Source organism: Paenibacillus sp. CMAA1364 (assembly GCF_054373195.1).
The window spans coordinates 331,235-343,225 of sequence record NZ_JBITNB010000002.1 but is presented as its reverse complement, the minus strand read 5'-3'; the positions used below and the strand labels follow the sequence as shown (position 1 = coordinate 343,225).

Genomic DNA, 11,991 nt, shown 5'->3' with positions numbered 1-11,991 from the left:
CTACTTCAAATTGCCTAGTCTTTTTTTAATTGTCCTTTACAAAGGGTACATTTTATGCACTAGGTTGGCTTTTTATGTTGCGACAAAAGAAAAAGCACCGGTTAAGGTGCTTTAGGATGTGGAATCGATAATCTGATAAATATCAAGTAGGGAATCTCCAATTCGTTTAAACTCCTTCTTCAACGCTAAAATATCTTCAGACGTAGTTGGCATAGGAGCTTTATGTCCAATTCTTAATGGGGTAATGAATACAAAATCATCAATTGAATTCTCAATCGTATAAATTGAAATTTTCAAGTCTTCTGGCAGTACGGATATGTATCGCTGTATGAACCCATCAATAACAGTTTGTATTTTCGCTTTAAAAATGTACTCGCAGAATTCTTGGTAATTAATAATACTTTCGTTCGGTATTGTCATTTTACTCTCATCAACAATATAACAACTGATAGGTTTTGATCGAAAGCCCGCAGCTACATGTTTATCCAAATCGTTTAAGATTTCCACTATTATATCTTTATATTCATGTAATTTAATATCCTTGCTCAATTCAGCTGGTTTCTTCAGCACAAAGTTCATATAGACTGTAGATACTTCTGTAAACAGCCTTCTGAGACGATTACCAAGAACGCCACTAATTAAGTCCTTATATTCCTCTTCCATTTGTTCTTTTAACTTTGTTTGTTTTTTAACCTCTGCCCGTTTCACAATCCGATCGATCAAAAAGACTGTAATAAAGATACTTATTAGCTCAGTTAATAAACTTCCAAGTAATGAGTCTGTATCTTGGATAGTCCAAGATGATATAAAACGCGTTTTCACTATAACTATCGAAATAGCCGCAACTGCAATTATCCAAAAACTATTCTTCACACTTCATCTCCCCCTATCTCTTGTCATATTTCGACGTTGGGGAAGGTTTTACCTGCAATAAAAATACCGACACCCGTGAAGTTGTCGGCAAGTTAGGAGGAAAACTATGAATAATACGAATGGCAGGATTTGACCCTGCGACTACTTGCTCCCAAAGCAAGTGTGCTACCGCTACACTACATACGTATAATGCGAAAAGAGTCCAATAGCCGAACTGCATAGCCTAAAGGTATGCTATCTACACTCTTATAATTATTGTCTAATTGCCTCTTCAGTACTGTTCTGTAACTTAGCATTACTTAGCATTGTTCTGTTGTCTTAACGCTCTCTAAACACTCCCTAGATAGTTCCAGCAACCTTATTTTCGTAACGTCCTCACTTCTGCTCTAAGGCTGTACAGTGCTCTGATAGCCGTCTCTGTGGGCGTTAGATTCTAACAGGCGTATTATGTTTGTGCGTCGGATCGCCTTCATGTAGACCCCTTTAAATGCCGATAGGCGCACCCCTTTGTTTGTGTGCACTCTTTTTACGTTCCATCCACGGTGTTGTGTTGGTTTTGTAAAATCCATACCTTGTGAAAAGCAAAAGAAAAAGCACCGTTAGGGTGCTCGAACATTAAATCGCTCCATTATTTCTTAAATTCACCATGATCTGCGGATTATCTTTTTCTACGCTGTAAAAAAACACTTCGTCTACGTTGTTCTCTACATCACACTCTTTTATGCTCCACTCATTTGTAGTAATCAGTATGACTTTTCTTGATTTTGTGTTTTTAAGTTCGGTTAGAAAATTATTATACCGCTTAGAATCATCTAATACTGATTGAACAGGAAAAAATAGTGTGAAACTACTATCGTTACCTTGGGGATTAGATCTGGTTGAGGTAACATAGCTGTTTATATTAACAGTCATCTTCCCTAGATCGTAATTAGTTGTTGACTTAATTGTATTCGGTAAAAGCTTTTTGTTAAATGCGCGGTTGATAAAGTTTGATATATCTGACATAGCAACCGTTCTAATTATCCCCTTATCAAACTCTCTATTCAAACAAGATAGAATAACCCTTAATTTGGCGTCACTATCATAACCTCTTACCAAAAGTATCTTTTTAGTGTCATCCTTTAAGAAATTTAGTACAGCTTCAATAGCTTGCTGTTCATCACTCACTACACTCGCCTCTCTCCCGTCGATATCCTAAATAAGGGGTAAGCTTCGCTTACCCCAAAACATATAAATTCTTATATATTAAAATACTTCGACTTCAGGAAGTCTTCACCTCTTACACACAATCTTTCTTACTAAAAATCTGTTTAGTTCCTGTCCATTCTCACTATATGCAACTAACGCACTTCTCCAGCTGTATGTTAGTTTAGTAAGGGAACCATCATCTTTTGTACCTCCAGTTGAGCACTGGGTTTTATTGGGATATTACACCCTGTTAATATCATCTTGAATGTCTGGTTTTGTTAGGTTGCCATCAAATTGACGATTAACCCATATCTACTTGAATAGCTTCTTGAATACTAACATTTGCTAACAACCTAGCCCCTTGTTCATTGGCTGTTTTGGCGCTAAATCCTGCGCGCACTGCCCCCACTGTCCATTAAGATCTACCATTATTCATTATGCTTATCATCTGCCTTCTCGGCTCCAACGCGTTGCAACGTTGCCAACCACAGCTTTAATAACCTTCATCGTAAGACTCTCTTATTTCTAAGGGGCTGCCAAAAGAAAAGGATCCCTTCGGGGACCCCTAAAACTTCTCCTTTCATACTAAGTGGATTTTAATAGAAATACGTTATTCCTTCAATCCTGTTATCTGAACCTCAATGTCAGCTAGTTGCTTTTGCGCATCTACTAGATCAGATCTATATTGCTCTAGGTCTTTATTTATACTTTCTAACCATTCTTTCCGTTGGGTTTCAACAGGAGAATCCTTAGCTTCTTCATATCGTTCTTTTGCCCTTGGAATAACATCAGTTTCATATTGCATTATTGCCGCTTCAGATATCTTTATTCTTCGTAATACGGCATCCTTTTGTATATTTATATCATCTAAAATGGCGTTATTTTGCTGAGTTCCACCCAATGTAATCACCTTTCCCTCGACTGTTATTGGTGTTCCAGTGGCTTCTGCCATCACGCGCACCGGGACATATGCCGAACCATTTATTATTGCGCTTTCAGCTATCTTCTTTCCGTTTTTCTCAATCGTGAATACCCCCGTAACCTTGGATCCCACTAAACTTTTAACACTGTTAGCGAGTGCTGGGATGGATCCGAACAACAATGCCCCAATAAAGATACCTATCACAAGTGTAGCTAATCTTTTCAATTCAATTCCTCCTCTTAAGCGTTAATCTAGTTAAACCTATTAACGCTTAAAAGAGGAAAAGGTTTCAATTATGGAATATTTACTTGTGCAAGAAGTTGCGACCCCTGACTCCACAGCTTCAAATTTCTTGTAGTGGGATCAAATGACATATTTATAGCTAACTTATCAAGAGCATCTTGAAGGGATCCACCATCACGTTCGGATTTTATAGTATCCCAGCTCAGGATACTTACCCCTATATAACCACGAAGGTATACATTAAGAAATTCCATAGTAAGACTAGAACCGTCCATATAAAGACCGGTAGATGCACTCGGCAAACTCATTTCAGCGTAATTACTACCATTTTGAAATCTGATATGTGATAAAGCGTTAGTCCCCGCTGAACTCATCTCAATACTTGAACTGGAAGAAGCAGCAACCTTGAACATTTTACTGGTATTACTCATCTCAGCTCTGGGGAAGATACCTGTTGCAGCTGTTTGGATCAATGCTCCGGTAAGATAAAGTCCTCCCCTAAAACCATTAAATACATCCTCGTAGTAACGCAATCTTACAGTCTCCTCAATTGGTCGTTCTGGTATGAATTCAATACCATCCTTATTAAGTATCGCAACAGTGATCATACCGCCCACACTCTCTCCTGAAAGCTCTTTAAATACATAATCTATCATCTCTGGAGCTGACTTGCCCCCATTACGTAGCATAGGGTCTAATAAGGACAAGGCTTCATCAGCGAACACTCCACCCGTATGGGGTCTAGTTTCTGAATCTGAGGCAGTATAAGAGTGAATTTCATAACCATCACTTGGTTGGATTGTATGAACTATTACACCACCATTCGAATACTCTGCTGCAAGCACCCCAACACCCCTATCGACTTCTTCCAGTGAGGCAACCACCTCAGGATGAGATTCTGAAAAGTCTTTGGAGCTACTCACCACAGCTTTTTTGAGGGTGTGTATTGTCTTTAGACTCTCTTGTTGGAATGTTTCCATCACTATCCTAGCCACATCTGCACTACCACTCATAAATATCAAGAGGTTACCTATCTCTACTAACTTTCTAAATGGCTTCTTAAATCTAAGAAGTTCGTCGTTATATTTCATTATTAATGCTGTATCTGCCGCGATCACTATCTCGTTATTATTCTGTAAACAAACACATAGACTCATATAATTCCCACCTCATGTTTTTTTAGAAAATATCCAGACTATTCTTAGGTTTTCTTAGGGTGTACAACATTAAAATTGATTGAGTTTGTTTTGAAAAGATGCACCCTTTTTTTAGGGTGCCGAAAGTGCCGATTTGCCATAAGTAAACGTAATGGATTATTCCATGTTTCATACGGTTTCCAACCCTAAAGCATACCCGATAATGGTCAATGCTCTATTCTTAATTACATCTAATTCAGAAAGTGTCAACTCTAAAGAGTTAGCAATATCATTCCTCTCCCAATCAAGTGAAAGGAACGTTCGGTTAATAATTGACAACTCAAGTGGATCTAAGACACTTAAGGCCTTTTTAATGACAGCAATCCTCCGATCCAATAGCTCAAGTTCATCCATAACACGCTGCCGTGATGTCTCTCGGTGAATAACCTCATTCTCTACAGTTGATTTAGGGAGCCCTCCTTGAGCCTTCGGCATGCCGTCGAGATTTGATATATTCGGTCTGATATCAGAGTCCATCTGGTAGAGCCTCTTTACTATATCCGCTCGATCCTCAGCCATAGTGTTGTAGGCCATCAACTCTTTACGAACAAAGCGCATCCTCTCCAACACCCTCTCTCACAAGAACATAAAACCTTAACAAACCTTAACAGCTTTCTTCAATACCAGAACTTTAAACCATACTGGCTGTGACAGGAGTAACAGTAAAGGGGGCATTTCTTAAGCACACCTTATATAATCCTGTTTAGGTTCATTAGCTTACGTTCTGCATATGCTCCTATAACCTTATTAACATTTAATCTCTTTAATATAGATATGGTGTCACACCTGTTACGAAGGGTCTTACGACCAACCGTAGTAAGTCTTTAGGTGTGACAGTAGCATTCTTTTTGCTGTCATACTTACTGTTACATGTGTTGCGCCTGTTACATCAACTGTGATGGCATGATTTCCTTTACTGTTACACTGTTAAGTTTTTCAAAGACTGTTTGGGTACCATATACAGGGACGCGGACACGCCCTTTTCTTTGATCCCAATTTGGTATTTTACGAAGAATGTTATAAATATCCCTTGCGTCCCAAGACCGCATATCACCAAACCTCTTTCCATAGCACTCAACCCATACCTCGGCTGCGCACACACGGTCTCGCTCAATTGTCCCGATCGGCATATCCAAATATCCACGGCGCTCGTATTCGCCCAAATCTAACCAATTCTCAGGTAATGGCTTCTCTAAATATTCTGAAACCATGCCTACCCTCGGATCTTCTTCCAAGTGCTCTTCCTGGATATGTTTTGCCATAATATCTATATCAACGGGAAGTTCCAAACTTTCTCCCTGTCCGTGATAATGTAACGCCTCAGCCCATAACTGGTCTATTTCGTATTCAGTTAAATCCGTAAAGACATCCTTGATTCGTTTGTCTGGAACCACATCTATGGGCCAAAATCTTCTATTTCCCGTTGAATCCTTCAAAAAATTATAATTATTAGTAGTGCCGAAGAACACACATTTCCTCGGGAAAGTCGTTACGATACGATCATAAGCCACTCGGTACTTATCACTGGTCTTTGTGATGAATGCTTTGACCTCATCCACTTCTGATTTTTTCATAGCAGCCAATTCACCAAATTCGAATATCCAAGAGCTCTGCAGATGTTCGCCTGCTTCCTTTGAATCAAATGACTTCAAACTATCACTAAACCATTGACGGCCCATCATTGATAGAATCGTACTCTTTCTTGCGCCCTGTGGACCAACCAGCACAAGCATATAGTCGAATTTGCAGCCGGGATTAAAGACCCGACTTACAGCAGCAATGAACATCTTACGTGTTGCGGCTCTTACATAAAGGTTGTCTTCGGCTCCGTTGTAGTGGATGAATAAAGTTTCCAAACGCTCAATACCATCCCACTTTTGCGATAGAAGATATTCCTTGACCGGATGAAATTCGTTTTGGTGGACAACAGCCTTAAAGGCATTCATGATTATAGCCTTTGAGTTAATGCGATACACCTTGCCGAAGTAATGCTGCATAACGTTATCATCATGACCTAGCCACGGTTCATAGTCTGCATCCGTCCGCTTCCTACCTCTCCATGGTAGACGGTCACGAATGACCTCTGAATTTAGGAACTCATCATAGGCTAATACGTTTTTGAAAGGCCCATTCTTTAGGATGAGCTCCGCATTATGTGATGACGATAATATTTTCTTTGGATCCCTTTTATCAGTCTCTAATTGATGAAACCAATCATCATCGTCACGATCTAAACCACCCTCGCCCAAATCCTTATCCATACCACCGAAATCTTCTTCAAGAGAGATTCTTCGAACACGCTCATTCGATCCTGCAAACTCTCTCATGGCTTTTTGACTAGGGTAGTCCATTATGTTTGTATGCTTACTGGTGTCCAAGTCCATATGGCCGAATAGATGAATACGAACCATGTCATATGCGTTATAGCAATGCCCTGTATTGGCAGGATCTGATTGATGTTCTGAATACATATGGCCATCAGGATATATGCGCATTCCCCCATCTGATGTACCTGGTACATAGGTCCAGCGGTCATCTTGTCCTAAGACTGGTGTGTACACTTCCTGAATAAACTCAGCTATGGCTTCTTCTGGACTGAATGCCCGATTAAATTGTCCTACAAGGCCCTCTTTATCTCGAGAGTCCTTCAACTTTCCCCGTACTTTGGAAATATCACTATGATCTCCGGGATGTCTGTGCCACTGGCTCATATCCATCCAATTTTCGTATTCTGCTAATAGGGCATCAACATCAACCGGCTCACCTTCAAATGCCTCAAAGATCGGCTCTGCATCCTTAGAACAACTCGGAAGGTACATGAGCCTGTTCACATCAAATGTCGTTTTATCGAAATATTCCATACCTAGGATATATGCAAGTCTTCGACTAGCTGCAGCGTATTCATCAGGCGTCATATCTCGCGAGGCCAGAGCTACAATTCTGTATTTAGGTTTATCTTCTCGGTGACTATGTGTAGAGTAAATAACGTGAGCAGAACCATTTAAAGCTAAAATTTCCGCCAATTCAATAAAACCTTCATTCGCATGATCAACATCTAGCGTGAACAAGCAGCGACTTTCAACACTCCCCCTGATCCGACGTCCACCACGCACAAACCCTCCCACAAAGGATGGCCCATCTTTGACCCTACCTTTCTGTGCATCAGTCATAGAGTCGTATTGAGACATACTCTCCTCAGTCCTGCGCAAGTTCCGTAATCGATTCACAAATTCATTCCATGTTACGTAATCATTTTTCCAGTGTGTATCTGTCCGGTTTTTGCCGAAAGCTATCGTTATTTCCCTTTCCAATAATTCTTCACTGCTCAATAATCTCAGCCCCTCAAATGCTTCAAATAATCAAGATCATAGATGTTGAAGCCCGATACGAACTTCTTACCTTTAAATATCTGAACGACAATGCCGCTATGATCTTCAACATCCATACGGTCCTGGGTATGTTTGAGCGCCGCTTCCATTTTATTAATCGGAACGCGCTGCCGATTAACCCTATTACCAGCCCTGTTCATCAGCCAAATTTCAACCATCTTCAAGGTAATCAGCTCCTTACTTTGCTTCTACAAGCTGCAGTTCTCCGCGCACCCACTGCTCAATCATGTCCCTGTGGAAGAGTATTCTACCTCTCACTTTCACATGGGGGATTTCATTCTGTCTTGCCATGGTGTATATAGTCGCTGTCGATACACCAATCAGTTGAGCTGTCTCTGCAACCGACAAAGTAATCTTAGTCATTGTCTTCTTCCTCCCTTTGAAAAAAGTCTGTGTACAAGGCATCCTGCTCTTCCTCGATCTGTGCAATACGAGCACGAATTATAAAGAGTGAATCTGAAAATACGGGTAATTCCTCACGTATATGCTCCAGTTTTGCATGTTCTTCTGCTAATAGAAGCAAATCCTTAGCATATTCAGGTGATCCCATAACCAAGGAATAAAGGGCGTACCTTTCAGCAAGTGCATTTTTATCTTTATCTGACACTGGGTACTTTCTACTTTGAACAGGGTTACTCATAGACTCTACCTTCCTCATCTACAGATAACTTGAAACTACAACATTGACAATTAAGGATTAAATGGCGTTTATCCGATGCCAAGTTCTTTTGGATTATCGCCTTCACAGGCTCATCGCAATGCTCATAATGTGCGATACCTTTGACTAATCCAGCTTCTACATCGCCCCATACATCATCCCGAATATATCTTTTTTCTTGTTCTGACTCGGATCCGTCCCACTTGAACTCATCTCGAATGATTTGTGCAGCAGTGACGAATATCTGAATAGCCTTTCCTTTACTAGCAAACTTCTCGAAGAATGCCACAGTATCGAAAGTTTCTACGTTGCTAAGTACGGTTTGCATGGGCCAATCCCTCCTCTTATTAGTAACAACCAGTTAATAATCTGAATTGCAATATGCTTCCTTTGCTTCTTCCAGTGTCTTAAAGTCAAACCGGTTATTCATGCTGTGGGCTAGCTTCCTTCTATGCGTCTCATCTAAGCCCATCATTTCAGCAGCTAACAACGCATAGCCTAGACAAGCGTTATTGCTCCATTCTAGCGGTACTGTGCGCTCTGCTGCTTGATAGCCTGCTTGGTATGCCCTGCTAAGCAGCTCCTGCACATCATCCAGTAGCTTAATAGCATCTGCAGGTGTACCTTGTGGGAAATGCTTCTGTTCTAGTTCAATGCGTCTTCTAGCGCTCGTTAGCATAAGTCTATCCACCTGTTGATAACCCCCTCTTTTCAATACATAGGTCATGACTGACTACTGCATACTGATTAGTAATTTAAATAAGATAAGATTGCCTCCACAAGTGCGAACGTATAAGCGATTTCCTACTTTAACACCGTAGAGCTTCATACCGCTGCTCCTTCTTTGATCTGCTCAACTGATACGATTTTAAAGATCTCATCAAAGTCCACACCTAGCGCATCAACGATCTTCTTTGCAACAGCAGGACCAGGGTTGCGAGTACCACCACAAATATGAAGTACTGTGGAAATCCCAACATTTGCGTTTTTAGCAAATCCTCGTCTAGTCAATCCGTTACGAATAATTAGTTCGTTGAACCGGCAAAGATCTTTTACAACTACTTTCATAAAGAAATCCACCTCACTTCAATCAATATTCACATCATATCAACCAGTACTATTATCATAATAATCAATTGTCTGATCAACACGATAAGACAATAGTATATTTCAAACGATTACTTGTCAACCCTAAATAATCAGACTATTGATTGATTTGATTGCATTAGGTGTTATAATGCTTACAGGGGGGATGAATATGATAAAATGTAATCTTGCGGTTTTAATGGCTGAAAGGAAACTCTCGATACAAGACGTTGCTGATAATACAGGTCTTTCAAGAACTACAATTTCGGCATTGGTTAACGAAAATGGAAAAGGTGTTCAATTTGAAACCATGGATACGCTCTGCGAACTTTTAAAAGTTACGCCAGGAGAACTTTTTTCTTACGTTTTAATAAAAGTTGATATATTTATCGATCAAGTAGAAGAAAGCGAAGAAGAAGTATTATACGGAGATGAAGAAGGCAATCCAGGAGTAATCGAAAAGGACTTTAATTTAACTATGACAATTAATATTCGTTGCGAAGATTCTGTGTTTTCAGATTCTATCTTCATAACAATTCCCTCTTCGTTTGATGATATTAATGGTTCAGCGCACTATGAATACGCTATAGACGATATACAATTAACTTCATATCTTCAGAAGCTACCCTACTACCACAGAGAACGTATAAAAGATGCAATCGAACAATACCTTTTCGAAATATTTATTGTAGGCCTTCCAGAGTTCAAAAATGCCCAAGCAAGTTTCATCACTCCTAAGTGGAGCGTTTAACTTTATGGACATGCTCAAAGCACTCTTTCCTGAATACCAATCACCTGAGATACAGGACTAAGCCTATTCATTTACTGAGCGCAAACCTGCGCCTAGTAAATATTTGTTATATGCCCTCAGATCTGAGGACACTAAGATCGACAATGGAGAATCCCACTAAGCGTAAAATTATGCTCAGTGAACTCATCCGCCAATTTTGGAGAATAAGAAGGCAAACCTTGAAATTCACGATTCGGCAATTTCGCCGATCCGAAAACCGACCAAATGAAAGGAGTGTGAAAGGTGGCTAACTTTAGGCAGCGCGGTACAAACACATGGGAGTTTACTGTGAGCATGGGAAAAGGGCCGAACAACAAATATGATAGACGGTATAAAACGATTGAAGTGACTGAAAAGATGAGCCCTAAGAAGCTCCAGGAGCATCTGGAGTTTGAATATGCAAAGTTTAAACAGGAATTAGAAACTGGTGAGTACATTACACCAGGGAAGAAAACATTTAAAGAATTCATTCCTATGTGGAAAGATAATTATGCTGCTATGAACCTCTCTCCCACAACTCTGGAGGTTTATGAGAGTCATATCGAATCCAGATTGATCCCTACCTTTGGCCACTTATATCTTGAACAAGTTAAGCCTGGTCTGATACTAGACTTCCTGAAAGCCTTAGAGAAGCCAGGGGCTCGATTAGATAACCGCAAGTCAAAGATACCTGTGGAACTCTCAAGTACACCAAAAGAGACGGAACCAAAGCCCTTAGACTTCGGTACGATCGGTTACATATACAGAGTGCTAAAGAATATATTAACTAGGGCTGTAGAGTGGAAGATGATTTCATCAAATCCTATGAGTGGGATTAAGAAGCCTACTGCAGATAACGAAACAAAGAAGCGAAAACAACTGGAACAGAAGAATAATCCACAATACTACAATGAGGATGAAGCACAGGCTGTAGTGGATGCTCTATACAAGGAGTCTAGGAAGTGGCGACTATTCATACTAGGGTCAATGATCGGCGGTTATCGGCGCGGGGAGCTTGTAGCCTTGGAATGGGCTTCAGTATTGTTTGATGAGAATAACATCTCAATTGAGAACAACATTCCAATGACTAAGAAAGGTAAAGCCATTGAGAAGGATCCCAAATCACTAAGTTCTATACGTACCGTTGATATGCCTGAATGGTATATGGAAGAATTGCAATTGTACTATAAGGAGTGGGAAGAAGATAAGGAGAACCTAAGGGATAAGTGGTTGGGTGAAGATCGTCAATTCGTCTTTCATAACGGCACTGGCAATCCATACTACTATAAGCACCCATCACGTTGGTGGGAACGCTTCTGTGAACGCCATAGCCTAAGGTACATCAAGTTCCACGGACTACGCCACAGCATGGGTACACTCCTCATAGAAGATGAAGATGAATCACAGATTGATCATATATTAATGGCCATACAGAAAAGATTAGGTCATTCCAGACTTTCAACCTCCGCTGATATCTATGTTCACCTAACGAAAAAAGTTAAGAAACGGACATCCGGTAAATTTGATAAATTCGCTCGTAAGGATACACCTCTCATCGATCCCGTGGAGATATCCGAACCGCCGCAATTGAAACGGGTTAAATAATCGGTAGTTTATTACTCAAAAAAAGAGTAACTGGCCAACGATCGTCGTAAATGGATTCCTAA

The 11,991-nt window shown here is 40.3% G+C and carries 15 protein-coding genes and 1 tRNA gene; 2 read left to right on the top strand and 14 right to left on the bottom strand.

Annotated elements, in window-relative coordinates:
* Positions 1–111: 111 nt before the first annotated feature.
* From ACH8E3_RS03355 to ACH8E3_RS03290, 14 genes are all read right to left on the bottom strand, one after another.
* On the bottom strand, positions 112–873 hold the full coding sequence (locus tag ACH8E3_RS03355; RefSeq protein ID WP_458631175.1) for a hypothetical protein: 762 nt from the start codon (positions 871–873) through the stop codon (positions 112–114).
* Positions 874–987: 114 nt separating this feature from the next.
* Positions 988–1,059: transfer RNA gene (locus tag ACH8E3_RS03350), tRNA-Pro, on the bottom strand.
* 429 nt (positions 1,060–1,488) lie between these two features.
* On the bottom strand, positions 1,489–2,040 hold the full coding sequence (locus ACH8E3_RS03345; RefSeq protein WP_458631174.1) for a hypothetical protein: 552 nt from the start codon (positions 2,038–2,040) through the stop codon (positions 1,489–1,491).
* Between the two features lie 322 nt (positions 2,041–2,362).
* The gene (locus tag ACH8E3_RS03340) at positions 2,363–2,461 is read right to left on the bottom strand and encodes a terminase small subunit (protein WP_458631173.1); all 99 of its coding nucleotides are present in this window, start codon (positions 2,459–2,461) and stop codon (positions 2,363–2,365) included.
* A 210-nt stretch (positions 2,462–2,671) separates the two neighbouring features.
* Entirely contained in the window at positions 2,672–3,208 is a 537-nt protein-coding gene (locus tag ACH8E3_RS03335) for a hypothetical protein (protein WP_458631172.1), read from the bottom strand.
* A 68-nt stretch (positions 3,209–3,276) separates the two neighbouring features.
* Entirely contained in the window at positions 3,277–4,383 is a 1,107-nt protein-coding gene (locus tag ACH8E3_RS03330; RefSeq protein ID WP_458631171.1) for a hypothetical protein, read from the bottom strand.
* A 168-nt stretch (positions 4,384–4,551) separates the two neighbouring features.
* Complete coding sequence (locus ACH8E3_RS03325) at positions 4,552–4,980, bottom strand: hypothetical protein (RefSeq protein WP_458631170.1); 429 nt, start codon at positions 4,978–4,980, stop codon at positions 4,552–4,554.
* A gap of 326 nt (positions 4,981–5,306) precedes the next feature.
* Positions 5,307–7,751, bottom strand: a complete 2,445-nt coding sequence (locus ACH8E3_RS03320; protein ID WP_458631169.1) for a virulence-associated E family protein — start codon at positions 7,749–7,751, stop codon at positions 5,307–5,309.
* 5 nt (positions 7,752–7,756) lie between these two features.
* Positions 7,757–7,975: a hypothetical protein gene (locus ACH8E3_RS03315; protein ID WP_458631168.1), complete on the bottom strand. Its 219-nt coding sequence runs from the start codon at positions 7,973–7,975 to the stop codon at positions 7,757–7,759.
* A 13-nt stretch (positions 7,976–7,988) separates the two neighbouring features.
* Entirely contained in the window at positions 7,989–8,174 is a 186-nt protein-coding gene (locus tag ACH8E3_RS03310; protein WP_458631167.1) for a helix-turn-helix domain-containing protein, read from the bottom strand.
* Positions 8,167–8,451 carry a hypothetical protein gene (locus ACH8E3_RS03305; protein WP_458631166.1) on the bottom strand — a complete coding sequence of 95 codons (285 nt, stop codon included), beginning with the start codon at positions 8,449–8,451 and terminating at the stop codon, positions 8,167–8,169. The genes ACH8E3_RS03310 and ACH8E3_RS03305 overlap by 8 nt, the downstream gene beginning before the upstream one ends.
* Entirely contained in the window at positions 8,444–8,797 is a 354-nt protein-coding gene (locus tag ACH8E3_RS03300) for a hypothetical protein (RefSeq protein ID WP_458631165.1), read from the bottom strand. The genes ACH8E3_RS03305 and ACH8E3_RS03300 overlap by 8 nt, the downstream gene beginning before the upstream one ends.
* Before the next feature lie 33 nt (positions 8,798–8,830).
* Positions 8,831–9,160, bottom strand: coding sequence for a hypothetical protein (locus ACH8E3_RS03295; RefSeq protein WP_458631164.1), 330 nt, complete (start codon positions 9,158–9,160; stop codon positions 8,831–8,833).
* A gap of 134 nt (positions 9,161–9,294) precedes the next feature.
* The gene (locus ACH8E3_RS03290; protein WP_458631163.1) at positions 9,295–9,537 is read right to left on the bottom strand and encodes a helix-turn-helix domain-containing protein; all 243 of its coding nucleotides are present in this window, start codon (positions 9,535–9,537) and stop codon (positions 9,295–9,297) included.
* A gap of 190 nt (positions 9,538–9,727) precedes the next feature.
* Between ACH8E3_RS03290 and ACH8E3_RS03285 the strand changes: the two genes are divergently transcribed.
* Both ACH8E3_RS03285 and ACH8E3_RS03280 read left to right on the top strand, forming a co-directional pair.
* Entirely contained in the window at positions 9,728–10,306 is a 579-nt protein-coding gene (locus ACH8E3_RS03285; protein ID WP_458631162.1) for a helix-turn-helix domain-containing protein, read from the top strand.
* Between the two features lie 282 nt (positions 10,307–10,588).
* On the top strand, positions 10,589–11,929 hold the full coding sequence (locus tag ACH8E3_RS03280) for a site-specific integrase (protein WP_458631161.1): 1,341 nt from the start codon (positions 10,589–10,591) through the stop codon (positions 11,927–11,929).
* The last annotated feature ends 62 nt before the right edge of the window (positions 11,930–11,991 follow it).

What these genes read in the sequence shown, in the direction of transcription:
- ACH8E3_RS03330 (WP_458631171.1), bottom strand. Translation starts at nt 4,383, where the DNA reads ATGAGTCTATGTGTTTGTTTACAGAATAATAACGAGATAGTGATCGCG.
- ACH8E3_RS03325 (WP_458631170.1), bottom strand. Translation starts at nt 4,980, where the DNA reads ATGCGCTTTGTTCGTAAAGAGTTGATGGCCTACAACACTATGGCTGAG.
- ACH8E3_RS03310 (WP_458631167.1), bottom strand. Translation starts at nt 8,174, where the DNA reads ATGACTAAGATTACTTTGTCGGTTGCAGAGACAGCTCAACTGATTGGT.
- ACH8E3_RS03305 (WP_458631166.1), bottom strand. Translation starts at nt 8,451, where the DNA reads ATGAGTAACCCTGTTCAAAGTAGAAAGTACCCAGTGTCAGATAAAGAT.
- ACH8E3_RS03300 (WP_458631165.1), bottom strand. Translation starts at nt 8,797, where the DNA reads ATGCAAACCGTACTTAGCAACGTAGAAACTTTCGATACTGTGGCATTC.
- ACH8E3_RS03290 (WP_458631163.1), bottom strand. Translation starts at nt 9,537, where the DNA reads ATGAAAGTAGTTGTAAAAGATCTTTGCCGGTTCAACGAACTAATTATT.
- ACH8E3_RS03285 (WP_458631162.1), top strand. Translation starts at nt 9,728, where the DNA reads ATGATAAAATGTAATCTTGCGGTTTTAATGGCTGAAAGGAAACTCTCG.